Here is a 19,888-nt window from a genome sequence, read left to right on the forward strand (position 1 = left end):
AACGCCGCCCGGGACACGGACGGCGCGACAGCTAGTCAAATAAGAGGCGTTCTTACTTGATCTTGCCTTCCTTGTACTCGACATGCTTGCGCGCGACCGGGTCGTATTTCCGGATCGACATCTTCTCGGTCATGGTCCGGGCGTTCTTCTTGGTCACGTAGAAGTGGCCGGTGCCCGCGGTCGAGTTCAGGCGGATCTTGATGGTGGTCGGCTTCGCCATGATAAAGTCTCCTGCAACGGACCGGATGCGGGGTCCGTGAAATCGGTCAGACCCGCCTTTTACGCATGGCGCGCCCACTGTCAACCGGCGTGGGGCCGGAAATCATGCGCGGAGGGCCTGTAAGCCGGATTCTGTGTCGGACGGGCGAGCCCGTCCCAGACGACCATTCCTCTGGGCCGCCCCTCGCGGAGCGGCTCAAGCTGCCAACCCGGACCCCTCGGGCTGAAGCGGCCCTGCGGCGATATCCCCGAAAGGATCAGCCCGCGCGAGGTCCCTATTTGGCATTGCTCCCGGTGGGGCTTGCCGTGCGGGTCCGGTTGCCCGTCCCCCGGTGGGCTCTTACCCCACCGTTTCACCCTGGCCGCCGGTTGCCCGGCGGTGGTCTGTTTTCTGTGGCGCTGTCCGTCAGGTTGCCCTGCCCGGGCGTTACCCGGCACCGTTGCCTCAGGGAGTCCGGACTTTCCTCCCCGTCCCGGCCCGAAGACGCGGGACGAAGCGGCCGTCCGGCCCTCCGCGCGAGCCCGGGCATACGCCGCGATGCGCAGGCGGTCAATCGCGCAGGCCGCGGCTCAGCGCAGAACCAAGGGCGCCTCGACGAAGGCCTCGAGCGCCTCGGTCACCGCCTCGGGCGCGTCCAGCATGGGAAAATGCCCCGCCTCCTCGATGCGGACGAGCCGGGCATCGGGGGCGAGCCCCGACAGGACCTGCTGCCGCCGCGGCGGGCAGACCGGATCGGCGCTGCCCGCGATCAGGTGGATCGGCTGGCGGAAGCGGCGGAAGGCGCTCTGGTAATCGCCGCGCCGCTGCAGCGCGCGTACCTGGCGCAGCACCGTATCGGTGCCGAGCGTCTCGACCATCTCCGCGATGCGCGCCACCCGCGCGCCGCGCAGGATCGCGTCGCCGGGAATGGCCCCGCCGAACTCCGCCCGGACCCAGTCCGCGATCCGGCCCGCGCGCAGGGCGATCAGCCGCGCGTCGCGCTCGGCCGCCTCGGCGGGCGTGTCGGGAAAGGGCATCGCCGAGATCAGCGCGAGTCGGGCCACGCGCTTCGGCGCGCGGCGCAGGATCTCCAAGGCCACGACGCCACCGAGCCCATGGCCCACCAGCGCCACGCGCTGCGGCATCTGCGTGAGGATCGCGCTCGCGATCTCCTCCACCCGCTCGCCGCCCACCGGGAGGGCCAGCGTCACGGGCCGCGCGCGGGACAGCCGCGCAAGGGCATGGGAAAAGAGCGTGGCATCCCCGGCAAGCCCCGGGATCAGCACCAGGGCCTCGGATTGCGGTTGCGCGCGAAGGGGGACGTTCACGGTCGGTCTCTTCCTGCTCTGATGCACCTGTTGGCCGGTGCCTTTGCGCGAAGGCTAGCAAATCGGCTGCGGCGAATCTGCCCCCCGGCTGCGGAGCCCCTTGCGAAAGCCCGCCGCCCGTGCTTTCCGCGCCGCATGCAGGTGAAAACGCTCATCCTCGGGGCCGGCGCGGCGGGCATGATGTGTGCGGCCCATGCCGGGCCCGGCACGCTGGTGATCGATCATGCGAAAGCGCCGGGCGAGAAGATCCGCATCTCGGGTGGCGGGCGCTGCAATTTCACCAATCTCGACATCCGGTTCGACCGCTATCTCGGCGAGAACCCGCATTTCCACAAATCGGCCATGTCGCGCTACACCCAATGGGATTTCATCGCCCGCGTCTCCGAAGCCGGTATCCCGTGGCACGAAAAGACGCTCGGGCAATTGTTCTGCGACACCTCCGCCAAGGACATCATCGCGCTTCTGCGACATGACATGGACGCCGCGGGCGCCGATCTGTGGCTGCGCACGTCGCTCGCGGACCTGTCCCATGCGGATGGCGTGTTCACCGCGATACTGGAGCGGGAAGGCACCCGCCACACGGTCCGCGCGCGCAACCTCGTGCTCGCCACGGGCGGCAAATCCATCCCCAAGATGGGCGCGACAGGATTGTCCTACGACATCGCCCGCCGCTTTGGACATGACATAACGGAAACCCGCCCCGCGCTGGTGCCGCTGGCCTTCCCCGACGGGCGATTCAAGCCCCTGTCGGGCGTCGCCTGCCCCGCCCGCGCGGCCTACAACGGCACCGCCTTCGAAGAGGCGCTTCTTTTCACCCATCGCGGCCTTTCGGGCCCGTCGATCCTGCAAATCTCGAGCTATTGGCGCGAGGGCGACGCGCTCTCGCTCGACCTGCTGCCCGGGATCGACCTCGGCGCGATCCTGTCCGAGAAGCGCCGCAGCGACGGCAAGAAACAGATCGCGACAGAGCTTGCCCGCCACCTGCCGCAACGACTGGTCGAGTACTTGGCGGGCGAGATGGACCTCGCGGGCCGGCTGGGCGATCTGTCGGATGCCCGCATCGCCGAGATCGCCGCCGCGCTCGGCGACTGGCAGCTCCGCCCCGGCGGATCGGAGGGCTATCGCACCGCCGAGGTCACGCTGGGCGGCATCGCCACCGACCGGATCTCGTCGAAGACGATGATGTCGGAGCATCTTCCGGGCCTCTACATGATCGGCGAGGCGGTGGACGTCACGGGCTGGCTCGGCGGCTACAACTTCCAGTGGGCCTGGTCCTCGGGCTGGGCCGCCGGTCAGGCGATTTCCGGCGCGGCCACGATGTGACGCTGCGGTAACAGCCGCCCGACGTCGGAAAAGGTTCCGCGACGGCTCTGTTGAAGCCGTCACAGAACCATTACATTCACCGCCATGTTCAAGCCCCGTCGCGATAAATCCGTATTCGTCGAGCTGGCCCGCGCCATGGAAGCGCAGGTGCCGCGAAAGGCTTTGCGCGACGCGTGGAACCGATGGCGCTACGGCCCGGATGCGCCACTCAGCGACGAATGTATCTGGATCGACCCGCGCGGCGTGCAATTCGCCTATGCGGGCGGCAAGAGCTTGCCGCTCCGGCGGTCGAATTCCGGCCAGGTGATACCCGGGGACTGGGACCTCGCCGTCACGCCCATCGTCGAAAGCACCAAGGAAGTGTCCTGCCGGATGCATTTCCTTGAAGGGGTGCCGTGGCGCGAGACGCCGATCTACAAGAAGCTGTCCGCGCAGATCGCCCGCGGCGAAGCACCCGACCAGCTGACCTCGCAGGAGGCGCTCGACAACCGCTACGAGCGGCTTGACCGCTTGTGGGAATACGCCAAGCGCGAAGGATTGCGACCCAGGATCGACACGCCGGATTATTACCGCCGCGAACATGGCGGTGTTCTCGTGCATGTGGGCCGGGATGGACGCCTCATCCGGTCAGGCGGGGCGATGCACCGCTTCGCCGTGGCCCGGCTGCTGGCCCTGCCGCATATCCCCGCCCAACTTGGCGCGGTGCATCCCGCAGCCCTCGCCGCAGGCGTGCTTCACACGCTGCGTCAGGATCCCAGAAACGCCGCCACCTGAGCCGCGAAATCCTCGCCGCGTTTCTCGAAATTGTCGTATTGATCGAAGCTCGCCGCCGCCGGCGCCAGCAGCACCACGTCGCCGGGCTCGGCCTCGGCCGCGGCGCGCGCGACGGCGGTGCCCATATCGGTGCAGACCTCCGCCTCGACCCCGTCGAGGCCAAGCGCGAATTGCGCCGCCTCCCGCCCGATCACGTAGGCTTTCGCCACATGCGGCAGACCCGGCGCCAGCGCCGCAAGCCCGCCCTCCTTCATCAGCCCGCCGCAGACCCAGCGGATGCGGTCGAAGGCCAGCAACGCCTTCAGCGCCGCGTCCACATTGGTGGCCTTGCTGTCATTGACGAAGCGCACGCCGTCCCGTTCGGCGACGATCTGGCTGCGGTGCGGCAGGCCCTTGAAGGTGCGCAGCGCCGCCTCGATCTGACGCGGCCCAAGGCCCAGCGTGCGCGCCGCGGCATAGGCCGCGCAGGCGTTCTGGTGATTGTGCGCGCCCGGAAGGCCCGGGATCTCGCGCAGATCGATCGCGCCGACCTGCTTGCCCTTGCGCCACTCGGTCAGGAACCCCTTGCGCGCCTGCACGATCCATCCCGGCCCCGACAACTTCTGCCCGACGGAGACCCGGATCACCCGGTCATCCGAACGCGCGGTGGCCAGCTGGTTGGCCAGGTACCGCCCCTCGGGCTCGTCGACACCGATCACCGCGCGGTCCGGGCCGCCCTCCGCGAAAAGCCGTCGCTTGGCCGCGAAATATCCGCCGAGCCCCGCATGCCGGTCGAGATGGTCGGGCGAGAGATTGGTGAAAACGGCGATATCCGGCGTCAGCGCGCGCGCGAGTTCGGTCTGGTAGGAGGACAGCTCCAGCACGATGACCCCCGCCTCGCCCGGCGGGTCGATATCGAGCACGCCGCGCCCGATATTGCCCGCAAGCTGCACCTCGCGCCCCGCCTCCGAGAGGATGTGATGGATCAGCGCCGAGGTGGTGGATTTGCCGTTCGATCCGGTGACGGCGACGACCTTGGGCGGCGTTTCCAGATCGTCCCACGCCCCGGAGGAGAGCGCCCGGAAGAACAGCCCGATATCGTTGTCGACGGGCACGCAGGCGGCATAGGCCGCGGCGATGACCCGGTTGGGTTCGGGATAGAGATGCGGGATGCCCGGGCTCGTGACCAGGAGCGTCAGGTCGTCCATCGCCCCCGCCGCGCCGAGGTCGCGGGTCTCGAAGCCCTCGGCCTCCGCCGCGGCCCGCGCGGCCGGGTTGTCGTCCCAGAGGATCGGCACGGCACCGCCCTCACGCAGGGCCCGCGCCGCCGAGAGGCCGCTCCGGCCCAGTCCCAGAACACCCACCTTCTCGCCCGCGACGCCATCCACCGGAATCATGCCTGCCCCCTGCCTGCCTGCTTGCCCCCAAGCGCTAGGGGATCCGCGCAGGCTTGGAAAGACCTCAGCGCCGCTCGCCCGGTCCGGGGACGAGCCCGTAGCGCGCGGCCAGCCGCCAGACATGCGCCGGCACCATGTTCTTGATCTTCGCGGGATGGGCGCGGCGCAGATGCAGGACGGTCTCGATCGCCTTCATCTCGAGCCGGGCGCGCGCAAATTCGAGGCCGCGCGGCCCGATCCGGGGCTGCAGGAACGACACGATGGGCCTGAGCGCGCGCGGCATGCGCCGCAACGGCAGGCCCCCCGCCGCCCGTTCGGTATTGGTCTTGAAGCCCTGCACGGCGCCCTGCCGCTTGCCCCTCGAGCCCGGCGCGGAGCGCACCAGCCGCTCCCCCAGCCGATCGAGCAGCGCCGCCCCGCGCGCATTGCGCACGATCAGCCATTGCGCGCCCTCGCCCGCCATGTAGCCCACGGTCACGTCGGCCAGCCGGTTGGTGTAATCGACGCAGGTCCGGCAGGTCATCGGGAAGAAATCGGGCGGAAGATCCGACAGCGGCAGGTTCAGGAACGGGATCGTGCGCGGCTTGCGGCCATCGTCGAAACGCAGCTCGACGCGGTAATCGGCCCGGAACTCGAGATAGGAGATCGTCTCCGGCGACGGGTCGAGCCGCGCGAGAAAGGCGTGGAAATTCTCGGTCGTGGTGTTGTCGGAGCACGGCGTGCCGATCACGGTGATCTCGTCGAAGCCCATCTCCGCCTCGAGCGCGCGCAGTGCATAGACCTGGCACGGAATGCCGATCACCGCGATGCGCCGGTGGCCCGCCGCGCGGGCAGGCTCCAGCGCGGCCAGCAGCGGCGCGTAGCCCATCCGCATGCCGCGCGCCCGGGCCATGTCCGCAGGCTCGGTGACGATCATCGGCACCGGGCGCCAGCGATCCGCCGGATCGGGTCCCATGCAGATGACCGCATCGACCGCGCCCTGCGCCAGCAGGGCAGCCCCGAGTGCCGTGGTGATGCCCGTCCATTGCGCGCCCGGAGCCGCGGGAGACAGCCGCGCGCGATACATGGCCCGCGTCACGCCGAAGAACGCCTCGTCGCCCGCCTCATCCGCGGCGCGGCCATGCACCGCGGCCTCGAGGCGCGGATAATCCGGCTGGATGAACTGGCAGGCGCGCCCGCAGGCCCGCCCGTCGCCCATCCGGCTCACGCCGCAATCGGTGCAGAGCCCGGGCCGCGCGGCGCCGCCGATCTCGGGACGTGTGGGACCTGTCATGTCGCGGGGCATCGGCGCTCCTGGGCTGTGGCACTGTCAAGTCTAGCTGACACTCGCCCGCGAAGAAACCACCGATCCACGGGCCCGGCCTCCCGACCGCGCGTCCCGGGCCCGGGTCTCTCGCGCGCCGCCCCTGGCACGGCCGGACCGAAAATACCTCTCGGGGGAGCGCGAGGGGGCAGACAGCCCCCTCGCTTTGTGAGCGCAAGTCACGAAGGCAGCAGGCCGCCCGGACGGACGCCGCCCGCGGGTCCGGCGCCTAGCGCACCTTCAGCGTCGCGAGCCCGATCAGCGCCAGGATCAGCGAGATGATCCAGAACCGGATCACGATCTGCGGCTCGGCCCAGCCCTTCTTCTCGTAATGGTGGTGGATCGGCGCCATCAGGAAGACCCGCTTGCCGGTGCGCTTGAAATACAGGACCTGGATGATCACCGAGAGCGCCTCGACGACGAAAAGCCCGCCGACGATGGCCAGCACAATCTCGTGCTTGGTGGCCACGGCGATGGCCCCGAGGGCGCCGCCCAGCGCCAGCGAGCCGGTATCGCCCATGAAGACCGCCGCGGGCGGCGCGTTGTACCACAGAAAGCCCAAGCCCCCGCCGAAGATGCCCGCGGTGAAGATCAGAAGCTCGCCGGTGCCGGGCACGTAATGCACGTCGAGATATTCGGTGACGTCCACCCGTCCCACCGCGTAGGCGATGATGCCCAGCGTGCCCGCGGCGATCATCACCGGCATGATCGCGAGCCCATCGAGCCCGTCGGTGAGGTTCACCGCGTTGGCCGCCCCGACGATGACGATGATCGAGAAGGGCACGAAGAGGAGCCCCAGATCGAGCAGGAAGTTCTTGAAGAACGGAAAGGCCAGCTGCCCGGTCAGCGCCTCGGGGTGATAGAGGCTCGCCCAGAATCCCGCCACCGCGGCGATCAGGAAACCCAGCAGCAGCCGCACCTTGCCCGACACCCCGGCCGAGCTTTGCTTGCTGACCTTGGCGTAATCGTCGGCGAAACCGATCGCGGCGTAGGACATGGTCACGAAGAGCACGAGCCAGACGAAGGGATTGTCGAGCCGCGCCCAGAGCAGCGTCGAGGTCAAGAGCGCCCCCACGATCAGCAGGCCCCCCATCGTCGGCGTGCCCGCCTTGGCGATATGGCCCTCGGGCCCGTCGCCGCGGATCGGCTGGCCCTTGCCTTGCGTGCGCCGCAGCACGTTGATCAGCGGCTGTCCGAAGAGGAAGCCGAAAATCAGCGCGGTCAGGAACGCCCCGCCCGCCCGGAAGGTGATGTAGCGAAACAGGTTGAAGGCACCGCCCCCGTCCGACAGCTCAGCGAGCCAATAGAGCATGCGAAAGGGTCCTTTCTCAGATCGGCCGCCCGGTCAGGACGGCGCCGCGCCTTGGCGCATTTTCCGGATTGCATCCACGAGCCGCCCGAGGCCCATCGACAGCGACGCCTTCACCAGCACCACGTCGCCCGCATCGAGATCGCGGGCGAGACGCGCGCGCATGGCGTCCGCCTCCTCGGTCCAGTGGCCGCGCCGCTCGGCGGGCAGCGCCGTCCAGAGCGCGTGCATGAGCGGCCCCACGCAATGCACCCGGTCGATCTGCGCCATCGCCGGATGATCGGCCAGCGCCGCGTGCAGCGCCTTGGCGTCGGGGCCGAGCTCTTTCATGTCGCCCAGATAGGCGATGCGGCGGCCCTTCGAGACGCGGCCCACATCGTGACGCGGCACCGCCCCCGCGAGGACCTCCAGCGCCGCGCCCATCGAGGCCGGGTTGGCGTTGTAGCTGTCGTCGATGAGTTCGAGCCAGGCATCGCGCGAGGCCATGTCGAGGCTGATCCGCTCGCGGTGGCCGCGTCCCGCCCCGGGCGTCCAAGCGCCGAGATCGAGCAGCGCCCGCGCCCGGTCGAGGCCCAGCGCATCCACCGTGGCCAGGACCGCGAGCGCGTTGACCGCGAAATGCCGCCCCGGCACGGCGACCTTGTAGAGCACCTCTTCGCCCTCCGCCTGCAGCTGGCCCACCGTGGCGCTGTCGCCCACCCGGATGCCGGTGCCGCGATAGGCGCAACCGGCGCTTTCGCCGAAGCTCACCGCGCGTTGGGCGGCGGCCTCCGCGGCGGCGCGCAGGATCGGCGCGGTCTCCACATCACCGTTGTAGATCGCCGTGCCTTCGGGCTCGAGCCCCTCGAAGATCGACGCCTTTTCATGCGCGATCCCCTCGATATTCTCGAAGGCTTCCAGATGGGCGGGCGCCACGATGGTCACCATCGCCACATGCGGGCGCGCCATGCGCGCCAGCGGCGCGATCTCGCCGGGATGGTTCATGCCGATCTCGATCACCGCGAATTCGGTATCCGCGGGCATCCGCGCCAGCGTCAGCGGCACGCCCCAGTGATTGTTGTAGGAGGCCTCGGCGGCATGGGTCTTTCCCTGCCCGGCCAGGACCTTGCGCAGCATTTCCTTGGTGGAGGTCTTGCCGACCGATCCGGTCACGGCGACCACCCGCGCGGCACTACGCGCGCGCGCTGCCTGCCCCAAGGCCTCGAGGCCGGTCTGCACGTCGCCGACCACCAGAAGCGGCGCGTCCGCCGCGACCCCCTCGGGCATATGGCTGACAAGCGCGGCCGCCGCGCCCTTCTCCAACGCCTGGGCCACGAAGTCATGGCCGTCCCGCGCGGCCTTCAGCGCGACGAAAAGATCGCCGGGCTTCAGCGTGCGGGTGTCGATCGAGACGCCGCGCGCGCGCCATTCCGCCGTCGCGCGCCCGCCGGTGGCGCGGGCCGCCTCCTCGCTCGTCCAGAGGCTCACCGCCTGCCCTCCCGCGCCCGGAAAGCTGCGTTGCCTCTTTGCAAATACGCAGACACGACGGCGGCCATCAGGGCACCCCGCCATCGAGTGCCGCCACCGCGACGGAGGCCTGTTCGGCATCGTCGAAGGGATAGACCGTGTCGCCCACGATCTGGCCCGTCTCGTGGCCCTTGCCGCAGATCAGCAGCGCATCGCCCGGGCCCAGCGCATCGACGCCGCGCAGGATCGCCTCGGCGCGGTCCCCGACCTCTAGCGCGCCGGGTGCGCCGGCCATGACCTCCGCGCGGATCGCGGCGGGCTCCTCCGAGCGGGGATTGTCGTCGCTGACGATCACCAGGTCGGCATGGTCATGCGCCGCCTGCCCCATCAGCGGCCGCTTGCCCGCATCGCGATCCCCGCCCGCGCCGACGATAGCGACAAGCCGGCCCATCACATGCGGGCGCAGCGCCTGAAGCGCGGTCGAAACGGCGTCGGGCGTGTGGGCATAATCGACAAAGACGGTCGCGCCGTTTTCGCGCGTGGCCGCAAGATGCATCCGCCCGCGCACGGTGACGAGCCGCGGCAGCACCTCGAAGATGGCATCCGCATCCTCGCCGCAGGCCATGACGAGACCCGCCGCGATCAGCACGTTCTCGGCCTGAAAGCCGCCGATCAGGTTCAGCCGGACCTGCCGCACGGCGCCGCGATGGCGCAGCCGCACGTCCTGCCCCGTCGCGTCGAAACGCTGCGCCATCAGGCATAGATCGACGCCCTCGTCGCGGCCCACGGTGATCAGGTCCTGGCCGCGCGCCTTGGCGATGGCCGCCATGTCGACGCCGCGCGCGTCGTCCATGTTGATGACCGCCGCCCCCTCCTCGGGCAGGACGCGGGCGAAAAGCCCGGCCTTGGCGGCGAAGTAATCCTCGAAGCTCGCGTGGTAATCGAGGTGATCCTGGCTGAAATTCGTGAACCCCGCCGCGCGCAGCTGCACCCCGTCGAGGCGGCGCTGTTCGAGCCCGTGCGAGGAAGCCTCCATCGCCGCGTGATCGACGCCGGCGGCGGCCGCGTCGGCCAGCGCGCGGTGCAGGGTGATCGGCTCCGGCGTGGTGTGTTTCAGCGGCGCGAACCAGTCGCCCTCGACCCCGGTCGTGCCCAGATTGACGGCCCGCAGCCCCAGCTCCTGCCAGATCATGCGCGTGAAGCTCGCCACGCTCGTCTTGCCATTGGTGCCGGTCACGGCGACCATGGTCTCGGGCTGGCGCCCGAACCACAGGGCGGCCGTATAGGCCAGCGCCTGGCGCGGATCGGCGGCGATGATCAGCGCGGCATCCGAGGCATCGAGCACGTCGCGGGCGATCGCCGCGCCCTCGGCATCGGTCAGGATCGCCGCGGCCCCCTGGCGCAGCGCGTATTGGATGAACTCCCCGCCATGCACCCGCGTGCCCGGCAGCGCGGCAAAGAGGAAGCCGTCGCGGACCTCGCGCGAATCGACGGCGAGTCCGGTCACCGCGACGTCGCGCCCGCCCCGTGCGGTCAGGCCCAGCTCGCCCAAGGATTTCACGCCGCTTTCCACGTTCATGGTCTCGTTCCCGCGCGCGGGGATCGGATACCCGCGCCTCTCACCCTCGTTTCAACCCTGTTGCCCTGTTTCCGGAACGGTTTTCAAGGGCGAAGACCGCTCAGTCCGAGGCCAGGTGGATCGGATCGGGCACGCCGTAATCTGGGCGCAGGCCCAGAAGCGGCGCGATACGTCCGATCATCTCGGCCGCGACGGGCACGGCGGTCCAGCCCGCGGTGCGGCGCGGCTTCTCGCCCATCGTGTCCACCGGCTCGTCGAGCGTCACGACCAGCACGTATTCCGGCGCATGGGCGGGGAAGATCGTGGCGAAGGTCGCGATCACCTTGTCGTCGTAATAGCCGCCCCCGCGTTCCCGGGGCTTGTCCGCGGTGCCGGTCTTGCCGCCCACCTGGTAGCCCTTCACCTCGCCGAAGCTGGCCGTGCCTTCGGTCACCACCTTGCGCAGCATCACGCGCGAGCGCTCGGCGGCGCGTTCGGACATGACGCGCGGGCCGTATTGCGGCCCCGGCTGGCGCAGCAGCGTGGGCTTCACCGCGTATCCGCCATTGGCGATGGCCGAGTACCCCGCCGCGAGGTGCAGCGGCGACGAGGACAGCCCGTGCCCGTAGGAGATCGTCACGCTGGACAGGTCGGTCCAGGTCTTCGGCAGCAGCGGCTGGCCGCCCTGCGCCTCGGTGATCTCGACGGGCGTCGGCTCGAAGAAGCCCAGCTTGCGCAGGAAATCCTGCTGCCGCTCGTTGCCGATCTGCAGCGCCAGCTTCGCGGTGCCCCGGTTGGAGCTGTGAATGATGATCTCCTCGATCGACAGCGTGCCGTAATTCTTGTTGCGGAACTCGCCGATATTGAACCCGCCGACGCGCATGGGCGGCTTGGTGTCGATCTGCGTCTCGGGCGCGACAAGGCCCAGATCCATGGCCTGTGCTGCGGTGAAGATCTTGAAGGTCGAACCCAGCTCGTAGACCCCCTGCACCGCCCGGTTGAAGAGCGGGCTGTCGGCGGGCGAGCCGGTGACGGGCGGCATCGGCCGGTCATTGGGATCGAAGGTCGGCAGCGACGCGATGGAGACGACCTCGCCGGTATGCACATCCATCAGGACCGCCGCGGCGCCCTTGGCGTTCATTAGCATCATGCCGCTGGCGAGCACCCGCTCCACCGCCGCCTGCACGGTCAGGTCGAGCGACAGCGCCAGCGGCGCGCCCTCGCGCGCCGGATCGCGCAGAAGCGCGTCGAAATACCGCTCGATCCCGGCGCTGCCCACCACTTCGGCGGAATGCACGCCCTCCTGCCCGAACCGAGTGCCGCCCATCACGTGTGCCGCCAGCGTGCCGTTGGGATAAAGCCGCATCTCGCGCGGGCCGAACAACAGGCCCGGCTCGCCGATATCATGCACGGCCTGCTTCTGTTCGGGGCTCAGCTTCTTGCGCACCCAGACGAACTTGCGATTGCCGGTGAAATCCCTCAGCAGCCGCGCCTCGTCGAGATCGGGGAAAATGCCCGCCAGCGCCTGCGCCGCGCGCTCGGGCTCGATCATCTGCTGGGGATGGGCGTAAAGCGAATAGGTGTCCATGTTGGTGGCCAAGATGCGGCCCTTGCGGTCGACGATGTCGGCCCGGCTCGACACGATGGAGGCGCCTTGGGTATGCGCTCGCGGCTCTGCCGGTTCCGAGGCGGCCAGCGTCGCCATGCGCGCGCCGGTGATGGCAAAAGCGCAGAAGAAGGCGACACCCAGCACCAGAAGCCGCCCCTCGGCGCGCACCCGCGCCGTGTCGCGCATCTGCTCGTGCCGGATGCGCAGATTCTCACGCTCGATCGCGTCGGGGTTCTCGCCCTTCTGGCGGGCCTCGAGGATGCGCGCCAGCGGGCGCAGCGGCGTGCGGATCATGGGCGCTGTCCTCCTTCGCTGGACAGATCGATGGGATCGGTGAACTCGATGATCGGGGGCGCGGGATAGGAGATCTGGTCGACGCGGCCGAATTGCTCGGGCAGGAAGGGCATCAGCTCCAGCCGCGGGAAGTTCAGTTCCGCGAGGTCGCGCAGCCGTTCGGGCCGGTTCAGGAACGCCCATTCGGCGCGCAGGACCGCCAGCCTTTCGCGATGCGCGCCGATGTCGCGGCGCAGATCCTGCACGTCGGCCAACGCCTCCTGCGTCTTGTAATTCTCGTGATAGGCCCAGAAGGCGAGCCCGATCACCGACATGAAGGTGAGGATGTAGAGAAACGTGCGCATCAGCGTCCGCCCTTTGTGCGTTCCGGCCTGAGTTCCGGCATGTTGAGGGATTTGGCGTCGATCCCGCCCGCGGGCGCCGCGGTCCTGCGGGCGACGCGCAGCTTGGCCGAGCGCGCGCGCGGGTTTTCCGCCAGTTCCTCGGCATCGGGACCGATGGCCTTCTTCGAGATCAGCTCGAATTGCGGGTCGGGCTCGTCGACCTGCGGCTGGAAGCGGTTGGCCCGCCCGGTCTGGCCTGCGCGCGATTGCAGGAACCGCTTGACCATGCGGTCCTCGACCGAGTGGAAGGTCACCACGGCCAGCGCGCCACCGGGCTTCAACGCCCGCTCGGCGGCCATCAGCCCTTCATGCAGCGCGCGGTATTCGTCGTTCACCGCGATCCGCAGCGCCTGGAAGCTGCGCGTGGCGGGATGGGATTGGTTGGGCTTGGGGCGCGGCAGGCAGCCCTCAATGATGCCTGCCAGGCGCAGGGTTGTGGTGATCGGCTCGACCGCGCGCTCGCGCAGGATGGCCTTGGCGATGCGGCGCGAGGCGCGCTCTTCGCCGTAGACGAACAGGATGTCGGCAATCGTCTCGGCGCTGGCCTCGTTGACGATATCGGCCGCCGACGGGCCCTCCTGCCCCATCCGCATGTCGAGCGGGCCGTCACGCATGAAGGAAAAGCCGCGCTCGGCCCGGTCGAGCTGCATGGACGACACCCCGAGATCGAGCACGACGCCGTCCACTTCCGTGGCAACGCTGTCCATCTCGGCGAAATTGGCGCGAACCAGTTCGATGCGTCCCTGATACTCCGGCAGCCACGCCGCGGCCATCTCATGCGCCATGGGATCACGGTCGATGCCGATGACCCGCGCCGCGCCCGCATCGATCAGGCCGCGCGCATATCCGCCCGCGCCGAACGTGCCGTCGATCCAGACGCCCGCGACCGGCGCCACCGCCGCCAGAAGCGGCCGCAGCAAGACAGGCACATGCGGCGCATCGGGCTTGGGCGCGGCGCCCTCGGTCATGGCTTAGTCTCCCTGCGGCTTCTTCCTGGGCAGGAGCGCGAGCACGTCCACATCCTCGGGCAGATCGTCGAGCAGCTGCTCGGTCCGGGCCTGCTCCTGTTCATAGGTGTCGGGGTTCCAGATCTGAAACGTGTCGCCGGATGCGATGAAGAACGCCTCGCTGTCGAGGTTCACGCCGATCTTGTCACGCAATTTCTGGGTCAGCACGAAGCGACCGGTATCGTCCACGACCACGTCCGCCGACATGCCCGAGAAGGTCCGCTCCAGCAGGCGTCGCTCGCTGGAGCCGCGGGGCATCTCCTCAATGCGCTCCTCGACATCCTCGATGGCGGCGATGGTGTAACATTCGAGGTAATTGCGGCGGTGATCGCCGTAGACGATCACGAATTCGGGCTGCTTGCCGGTATCCCAGCCGGGATCGCCCGCTTCGAGGACACGGCGAAAAGAGGCCGGGATAGACACCCGCCCCTTCTTGTCGACCTTCTGCCGACCTTCACCTCTGAACCTCAGCCTGCGGCCCACTGCCCGGCCCTTTCACTGTCCGCCCCCGGTAAACGTAGAAACGGCGGGTTGATCCGCTGCCATCGATCAACCCGCCGCCTGGTCCCGCTTGGGGCGGGAGGATCCCAGCTGCGCGTGCCACCTGGGGGGATGTCTGCTCGCCCACGCGCTGGAATTCCATTTTGGTCGACGAGAGCGAGGTGCCTGTATGAAACCCGCTCTTTTATTGTTTTTCGGGAGAAGTGTCGCGGCTGGTTTTTGTGTCCGCTGTCTTCCCTGCCCTCGTCGATGAACAATGGATGACATGGGAAATCATGGTACGCAACAAATTTTTTGCCGGCCCGACGCGAAATGTTGTTTTCGGGCAGACCCTTGGACAACATCTTGTGGACCAAAACCACCTAATTATGCGCTTATATTGTTTGAACCGCACAAGTTATAACAAAATATGGTAGCAAACTCGGGCGAGACCCATTTCCCATGAATTCCAAGAAAATCTCCGATCTTCCGCGAAAACGGCCGCCGCACCGCCCTCGAAGCCCTGAATAGCGCAGCCGAATCCATCGCGCACGGGGCCGTTCCCATAGAAATCCACGGTGATTCAGACCTGCAACAGGCAGCCCCCGACACCCGCTGATCGCCAGGACCCATACAATCCCATTTCGCGAACGAAGCGCGCCGCCCGCCAGGCGCGCAGCGCGGGCAATCCCATGCGCCGCACCGCAGCACGACCTTTTGGCAGGGCCGCGCGATCGGCTCTTGATTTCGCGCAGCAAGGCTTCTACCCCGAAAAGGCCTCGGTCCGGGCGACTGCCCGGTGAATAGGGAACGTGGTGCGAATCCACGGCTGCCCCCGCAACTGTCAGCGGCGAGCGCGCGCGGCACATGCCACTGGATGCAGACGTCCGGGAAGGCCCGCGTAGCGTGACGACCCGCGAAGCCAGGAGACCTGCCGCGGCGATCACCCTTTTCGGGCGCGGGGCGCGTCCCGGGAAACGGTCTTTCCGGAGTGGTGACATCCTACGCCGTTCACCGGGAGGGCATGTCCTTTCCAAGAACACCAAACCAGACCGCCGCGGTTTGCCCAAACGGCGCCGCGGCACAGACAAGGGAAAGGACACCCATGTCCCGCCTGTTCTCCGGCGTCAGCGTGCTTGCGCTGTCGCTTCCCCTCTCCGTTCACGCCCAGGACGTGCTCGAGCTTGCGCCGATTACGGTCTACGGCAACGTGACCGACCTGCCGCTGTCGCGCACCGGCGCCACGGCCACCGTCATCGGCGAGGAAGAGCTTGAAGACGCGCCCGCGCAGACCCTGGCCGAAACCGTCGCCGCCCAGCCCGGCGTCAGCTACACCCAGACCGGCGGGCCGGGCCAGCCCGCCTTCGTGCGCCTGCGCGGCCTGCCCCAGCGCTACGCGCCGGTCCTCGTGAACGGCATCGACGTCACCGATCCCTCGGGCGTGCAAAGCCAGTTCGACTGGTCCAACATACTTTCGGGCGGCGTCACCGGCGCCGAGATCGTGAAAGGCTCGCAATCGGCACTTTACGGGGCCGACGCGGTGGGCGGCATCATCGCCCTGACCGCCGCACAGGCCCCCGACGCCCCCGGCCGCGAAGGCGAGATCGTGCTCGAGGCGGGCGCTTACGAAACGCAGAGCGCGACCCTCTCCTACGGCCTCGCGACCGAGCGGGCGGGCTTCGCCTTCAGCCTCGGCGGCACCCAATCCGAGGGCTACAGCGCGGTGGACCTGCCCGGCTACGACGAGGATGACGGCTTTGCGGCCAAGCAGGCCAGCTTCGATGCCTATGTCGACGTCACCGACACCCTGCGGGTCGGTCTGACCGGCTTCTACAACGCCTCCAAGGGCGATTTCGACCCGACTTTCGGCCTGACGCCCGCCGATGTCGAAGACGGCGAATTCGAGACCTACCAGCGCGGCTATCGCGGCTATGCCGAGCTGCAGACCGGCGCCCTGACCCACACGCTGGAGCTGTCGCAGTTCCGCATCGGCCGGGATTCCACCAACAGCTTCGGCACCTCCACCTTCGAGGGCGAACGCAAGAAGATCGGCTATCTGGGCGAATGGGATATCGGCGGCGGCACGCTGCTGTCCTTCGGCGCGGACCGCACCATCGAGGAGGCCAATGTCGCCTCCGACGAGGTGGAGACGGGCGGGCTCTTCGCCGAGCTGGTCTATGCCGCGACGCCGGACCTGGACCTCGCGCTGTCGGTGCGCAACGACCACCATTCCGAGTTCGGCGACTTCACCGCCGCGCGCGGCGCCGTGACCTGGCGGGCCACGCCCGACATCACCGTCCGCGCGAGCGTGGCCAACGGCTACCGCGCGCCGTCGCTTTACGAGCTTTACGATCCGACCTATGGCGACGCCTCACTCGATCCCGAGGAAAGCCTCAGCTACGATCTCGGCATCGAGAAGGTCTATGCCAACGGCGCATCGGTCTCCGCCACCCTCTTCAAGACCGAGATCGACGATCTCATCGTCTTCGACGGCACCGTCGCGCCCTTCGGCGCCTATGCCCAGTCGAACGGCACCGCGACCACCGAAGGGCTCGAGATCGCGGCCTTCCTGCCCCTGGGCGCGCGCATCGGCCTTTCCGGCGCGTTCACCTACACCGATGCGCGCGATGCCAGCGACGATCCGGAACTGAACGTGCCGCGCTACGACCTCGCGCTGGGGCTCGACGCCGAGATCACCGACCGCGTCTCGGGCGGGGTGACCCTGCGCCACGTCGCCGACTTCCCCGACACGTTCAACGCGGATTTCTCCAGCGTCGAAAGCGTCGACGATTACACCGTCGTCAATGCCCGCGTCGCCTACGCGGTCACCGAGGATATCGAGGCCTATCTGCGCGTCGAGAACCTCTTCGACAGCGATTACGAGATCATTCCCGATTACGACGCGCCGGGCCGTTCGGCCTATTTCGGGGTCCGTGCCTCGTTTTGATCTCATGCGCTTCGGGGCCGCGCTGGCAATCGCCGGCGCGGTCCTCGGCGTACCCGCCTGGGGCGCGCCCGCGCGGGTCGTCTCTCTCAATGTCTGTACCGATCAGCTGGCGCATCTGCTGGCAGCACCCGGACAGCTGATTTCGGTCTCCGCCCTCGCCCATGATCCGCGCTCCTCGGCTTATGCGGACGCGCTCGCGGATATCCCGGCCAATGGCGGCGGCGCCGAGGAGGTCGTGCTGCTGGAGCCCGATCTCATCCTCGCGGGCACCTTCACCACCCGCGCCACCGTCGAGATGCTGGAGGGTCTGGGCCACGAGGTCGCGCTGTTCCCGCCGGTCACGTCGCTTTCGCAGGTGACCGAGCACATGGCCCGCATGGGCGCGCTTCTGGGCCGCGAGGACGCCGCCCGCAATCTCATCGCCGCGTTCGAGGCCGGGCTCGACCGGACCCCGCCCCTGCCGGACGGGCCGCGCACGCTGCTTTATTATCCCATGGGCAGCACGGCGGGACGCGGCACGCTGGCCGATGCGCTGATGGAGGCCGCGGGCCTGACCAACATCGCCGCCGAGATGGGGCTGAGCTATGGCACGCTGCAGCTTGAACAGGCGGTGCTGGCGGCCCCCGACCTGATCCTGACGCCCGCACCCTATGCCCGCCCGACGCGCGCGACGGACCTGCCCGGCCATCCCGCCCTGCGCGCCGTGGCCCCTTTGCGCCGGATCGAGGCGGGGGCTGCCTGGAGCTGCGAGACGCCCGCGCTCCTTCAGGCCATCGCCGATCTGCGCGCACTGGCAGAGGACGCCCGATGATGCGCGCCGTGACCCTTGCCGCGCTGTCCGCGCTGGTCGTCCTGATGATCGGGGCCTCGCTTCTGGTAGGCTATGCGCCGCTGCGCCCCGGGCCCGCGCTCGCCGCGCTTTTCGGGCAGGGCGATCCGCTGACCGTGATCGTGATGCAGGACATCCGCCTGCCGCGCGCCTGCCTCGCCGCCGTCGTGGGCGCGGCGCTCGGCATGTCGGGGGCGGCGATGCAGGGGCTTCTGCGCAATCCGCTGGCCGAGCCGGGACTGATCGGCGTCTCGGGCAGCGCGGCCCTCGGCGCGGTGATCGCGCTGCAGACCGGGCTGGCCGGGGCCTTCGCGCTGGCCCTGCCGCTGACCGCGCTGGTCTTTGCCGCGGGCGCCGTGGCGCTGCTGCTGCTTCTGGCCGGATCGCGGGGCGGGTCGCTGACGCTGATCCTCGCGGGGATCGCGGTGTCTGCGCTGGCGGGCGCGCTCACGTCGCTGGTGCTGAACCTCTCGCCCAATCCCTATGCCGCGGCGGAGGTCGTCTTCTGGCTTCTGGGCTCGGTCGCCGACCGGTCGATGGAGCATGTGTCGCTGGCCGCGCCGCTGATCCTTGCCGGGCTCGCGGTGCTGGCGCTGACAGCCCGCGGGCTCGATGCGCTGACGCTGGGCGAGGATGCCGCCGAGGCGCTTGGCGTGTCGATGGCGCGTTTGCGCCTGCAGGTCCTCGTGGGCACCGCCGCCGCGGTCGGGGCGGCCACGGCGGTGGCGGGGGCGATCGGCTTCGTGGGCCTTGTCGTGCCGCATCTTCTGCGCCCGTTGATGCGGGCCCGCCCCGGCGCGCTTCTGGCCGCAAGCGCGCTTGGCGGCGCGGCGATGGTGCTGGCCGCCGACCTCGCGGTGCGGCTGATCCTGCCCGACCGCGATCTCAAGCTCGGCGTGGTCATGGCGCTGATCGGCGCGCCGCTGTTCCTGCACCTGATCTTTCGCACGCGAAAGGAATTGGCATGAGCGCGCTGACGCTTCGCGGCCTGACGGTGCGGCGCGGCGCCTGCCCGGTGGTGGACGCGGTGGATCTGAGTGTCGCCCCGGGCGAGGTGGTGGGGCTTCTGGGGCCGAACGGTGCGGGCAAGACGACGCTGATGCGCGGCGCGCTCGGCCTCATCGCCGCCGACGGGGTCTCGTCGCTGGCCGCGCTGCCGCCCCGCGCCCGCGCCCGGGCCGCCGCCTGGTTGCCGCAGAACCGCGAGATCGCCTGGGGGCTCAGCGTGGCCGACCTTGTCGCACTTGGCCGCCTGCCGCATGGACGGGGCGGCACGCCGGCGGACCGCGCGGCCATCCAGGGCGCGCTGGCGGCCATGCGGCTCGAGACGTTCGCTTCGCGCCGCGCCACGGCCCTGTCGGGCGGTGAACAGGCCCGGGTGCTGATCGCCCGCGCGCTGGCGCAAGAGGCGCCGCTGCTGATGGCGGACGAGCCCATCGCCGGGCTCGACCCCGCCGCCCAGATCGCCACGCTCGAGCTCTTCGCGCAACTCGCGCGCGACAGACGCGCAGTGCTGACCTCGCTGCACGATCTGAACCTCGCGGCGCGCCATTGCACGCGGCTTGTCCTGCTCGACAAGGGCCGCAAGGTGGCCGACGGCGCGCCGCGCGACGTGCTGAGCAAAACCAACCTCGCCTCCGTCTTCCGCCTCGATGCCGCGCTGATCGAGACCGACGCTGGCCTTGTCATCGACCCGCGGGGCGTGCTGGCATGACGCCCGCGC

At 69.2% G+C, this 19,888-nt stretch carries 17 protein-coding genes, 1 other RNA gene and 1 riboswitch; of the genes, 6 read left to right on the plus strand and 12 right to left on the minus strand.

The genetic code is table 11. The features are described from left to right. Positions 1–52: 52 nt before the first annotated feature. From rpmG to BW990_RS15540, 3 genes are all read right to left on the minus strand, one after another. On the minus strand, positions 53–220 hold the full coding sequence (rpmG, locus tag BW990_RS15530) for a 50S ribosomal protein L33 (RefSeq protein WP_057816833.1): 168 nt from the start codon (positions 218–220) through the stop codon (positions 53–55). Positions 221–324: 104 nt separating this feature from the next. Beyond that, an RNA gene (gene rnpB / locus BW990_RS15535) (RNase P RNA component class A) lies at positions 325–735 on the minus strand. Positions 736–789: 54 nt separating this feature from the next. Continuing rightward, a complete protein-coding gene (locus BW990_RS15540; protein ID WP_076449384.1) occupies positions 790–1,527 on the minus strand; it encodes an alpha/beta fold hydrolase in 738 nt (245 codons plus the stop codon). A gap of 135 nt (positions 1,528–1,662) precedes the next feature. Between BW990_RS15540 and BW990_RS15545 the strand changes: the two genes are divergently transcribed. Together BW990_RS15545 and BW990_RS15550 are read left to right on the plus strand one after the other, a co-directional pair. After that, positions 1,663–2,850, plus strand: a complete 1,188-nt coding sequence (locus BW990_RS15545) for a BaiN/RdsA family NAD(P)/FAD-dependent oxidoreductase (RefSeq protein ID WP_076449385.1) — start codon at positions 1,663–1,665, stop codon at positions 2,848–2,850. A gap of 84 nt (positions 2,851–2,934) precedes the next feature. Further along, positions 2,935–3,624, plus strand: a complete 690-nt coding sequence (locus tag BW990_RS15550; protein WP_076449387.1) for a hypothetical protein — start codon at positions 2,935–2,937, stop codon at positions 3,622–3,624. Here the strand turns inward: BW990_RS15550 and murD are convergent. The 9 genes from murD to mraZ form a co-directional block, all read right to left on the minus strand. After that, positions 3,597–5,000, minus strand: coding sequence for a UDP-N-acetylmuramoyl-L-alanine--D-glutamate ligase (murD, locus tag BW990_RS15555; RefSeq protein ID WP_076449389.1), 1,404 nt, complete (start codon positions 4,998–5,000; stop codon positions 3,597–3,599). The genes BW990_RS15550 and murD overlap by 28 nt on opposite strands. 64 nt (positions 5,001–5,064) lie before the next feature. Beyond that, positions 5,065–6,273: a Coenzyme F420 hydrogenase/dehydrogenase, beta subunit C-terminal domain gene (locus BW990_RS15560; protein WP_076449464.1), complete on the minus strand. Its 1,209-nt coding sequence runs from the start codon at positions 6,271–6,273 to the stop codon at positions 5,065–5,067. Between the two features lie 259 nt (positions 6,274–6,532). Next, entirely contained in the window at positions 6,533–7,615 is a 1,083-nt protein-coding gene (gene mraY / locus BW990_RS15565) for a phospho-N-acetylmuramoyl-pentapeptide-transferase (RefSeq protein WP_076449390.1), read from the minus strand. 33 nt (positions 7,616–7,648) lie between these two features. After that, a complete protein-coding gene (locus BW990_RS15570) occupies positions 7,649–9,079 on the minus strand; it encodes a UDP-N-acetylmuramoyl-tripeptide--D-alanyl-D-alanine ligase (RefSeq protein WP_076449392.1) in 1,431 nt (476 codons plus the stop codon). 67 nt (positions 9,080–9,146) lie between these two features. Beyond that, a complete protein-coding gene (locus BW990_RS15575) occupies positions 9,147–10,637 on the minus strand; it encodes a UDP-N-acetylmuramoyl-L-alanyl-D-glutamate--2,6-diaminopimelate ligase (protein ID WP_143526235.1) in 1,491 nt (496 codons plus the stop codon). 100 nt (positions 10,638–10,737) lie between these two features. Beyond that, positions 10,738–12,519 carry a peptidoglycan D,D-transpeptidase FtsI family protein gene (locus tag BW990_RS15580; RefSeq protein ID WP_076449394.1) on the minus strand — a complete coding sequence of 594 codons (1,782 nt, stop codon included), beginning with the start codon at positions 12,517–12,519 and terminating at the stop codon, positions 10,738–10,740. Continuing rightward, on the minus strand, positions 12,516–12,863 hold the full coding sequence (ftsL, locus tag BW990_RS15585) for a cell division protein FtsL (protein ID WP_076449396.1): 348 nt from the start codon (positions 12,861–12,863) through the stop codon (positions 12,516–12,518). Before ftsL ends, BW990_RS15580 begins: the two co-directional genes overlap by 4 nt. Next, positions 12,863–13,870, minus strand: coding sequence for a 16S rRNA (cytosine(1402)-N(4))-methyltransferase RsmH (gene rsmH, locus BW990_RS15590; protein ID WP_076449398.1), 1,008 nt, complete (start codon positions 13,868–13,870; stop codon positions 12,863–12,865). The genes ftsL and rsmH overlap by 1 nt, the downstream gene beginning before the upstream one ends. A 3-nt stretch (positions 13,871–13,873) precedes the next feature. Then, positions 13,874–14,392: a division/cell wall cluster transcriptional repressor MraZ gene (gene mraZ, locus BW990_RS15595; RefSeq protein ID WP_076449400.1), complete on the minus strand. Its 519-nt coding sequence runs from the start codon at positions 14,390–14,392 to the stop codon at positions 13,874–13,876. 760 nt (positions 14,393–15,152) lie between these two features. Then, a riboswitch (cobalamin riboswitch) is annotated at positions 15,153–15,342 on the plus strand. Positions 15,343–15,494: 152 nt separating this feature from the next. Here mraZ and BW990_RS15600 point away from each other — a divergent pair. The 4 genes from BW990_RS15600 to BW990_RS15615 are packed head-to-tail and all read left to right on the plus strand — an operon-like array spanning position 15,495 to position 19,879. Continuing rightward, positions 15,495–17,336 carry a TonB-dependent receptor plug domain-containing protein gene (locus BW990_RS15600; RefSeq protein WP_076449402.1) on the plus strand — a complete coding sequence of 614 codons (1,842 nt, stop codon included), beginning with the start codon at positions 15,495–15,497 and terminating at the stop codon, positions 17,334–17,336. Beyond that, on the plus strand, positions 17,323–18,147 hold the full coding sequence (locus tag BW990_RS15605) for an ABC transporter substrate-binding protein (RefSeq protein WP_234990274.1): 825 nt from the start codon (positions 17,323–17,325) through the stop codon (positions 18,145–18,147). The genes BW990_RS15600 and BW990_RS15605 overlap by 14 nt, the downstream gene beginning before the upstream one ends. Beyond that, on the plus strand, positions 18,144–19,133 hold the full coding sequence (locus tag BW990_RS15610) for a FecCD family ABC transporter permease (RefSeq protein ID WP_076449406.1): 990 nt from the start codon (positions 18,144–18,146) through the stop codon (positions 19,131–19,133). The genes BW990_RS15605 and BW990_RS15610 overlap by 4 nt, the downstream gene beginning before the upstream one ends. Beyond that, positions 19,130–19,879, plus strand: a complete 750-nt coding sequence (locus BW990_RS15615; RefSeq protein WP_076449408.1) for an ABC transporter ATP-binding protein — start codon at positions 19,130–19,132, stop codon at positions 19,877–19,879. The genes BW990_RS15610 and BW990_RS15615 overlap by 4 nt, the downstream gene beginning before the upstream one ends. Positions 19,880–19,888 lie beyond the last annotated feature (9 nt).

Origin of the sequence: Roseivivax lentus, assembly GCF_900156805.1 — a bacterium.
In the GTDB taxonomy this organism is placed as follows: domain Bacteria; phylum Pseudomonadota; class Alphaproteobacteria; order Rhodobacterales; family Rhodobacteraceae; genus Roseivivax; species Roseivivax lentus.

What these genes read in the sequence shown, in the direction of transcription:
- mraY (WP_076449390.1), bottom strand. Translation starts at nt 7,615, where the DNA reads ATGCTCTATTGGCTCGCTGAGCTGTCGGACGGGGGCGGTGCCTTCAAC.
- BW990_RS15615 (WP_076449408.1), top strand. Translation starts at nt 19,130, where the DNA reads ATGAGCGCGCTGACGCTTCGCGGCCTGACGGTGCGGCGCGGCGCCTGC.
- BW990_RS15575 (WP_143526235.1), bottom strand. Translation starts at nt 10,637, where the DNA reads ATGAACGTGGAAAGCGGCGTGAAATCCTTGGGCGAGCTGGGCCTGACC.
- murD (WP_076449389.1), bottom strand. Translation starts at nt 5,000, where the DNA reads ATGATTCCGGTGGATGGCGTCGCGGGCGAGAAGGTGGGTGTTCTGGGA.
- BW990_RS15610 (WP_076449406.1), top strand. Translation starts at nt 18,144, where the DNA reads ATGATGCGCGCCGTGACCCTTGCCGCGCTGTCCGCGCTGGTCGTCCTG.
- BW990_RS15550 (WP_076449387.1), top strand. Translation starts at nt 2,935, where the DNA reads ATGTTCAAGCCCCGTCGCGATAAATCCGTATTCGTCGAGCTGGCCCGC.
- BW990_RS15545 (WP_076449385.1), top strand. Translation starts at nt 1,663, where the DNA reads ATGCAGGTGAAAACGCTCATCCTCGGGGCCGGCGCGGCGGGCATGATG.
- ftsL (WP_076449396.1), bottom strand. Translation starts at nt 12,863, where the DNA reads ATGCGCACGTTTCTCTACATCCTCACCTTCATGTCGGTGATCGGGCTC.
- rpmG (WP_057816833.1), bottom strand. Translation starts at nt 220, where the DNA reads ATGGCGAAGCCGACCACCATCAAGATCCGCCTGAACTCGACCGCGGGC.
- rsmH (WP_076449398.1), bottom strand. Translation starts at nt 13,870, where the DNA reads ATGACCGAGGGCGCCGCGCCCAAGCCCGATGCGCCGCATGTGCCTGTC.
- BW990_RS15600 (WP_076449402.1), top strand. Translation starts at nt 15,495, where the DNA reads ATGTCCCGCCTGTTCTCCGGCGTCAGCGTGCTTGCGCTGTCGCTTCCC.
- BW990_RS15560 (WP_076449464.1), bottom strand. Translation starts at nt 6,273, where the DNA reads ATGACAGGTCCCACACGTCCCGAGATCGGCGGCGCCGCGCGGCCCGGG.
- BW990_RS15580 (WP_076449394.1), bottom strand. Translation starts at nt 12,519, where the DNA reads ATGATCCGCACGCCGCTGCGCCCGCTGGCGCGCATCCTCGAGGCCCGC.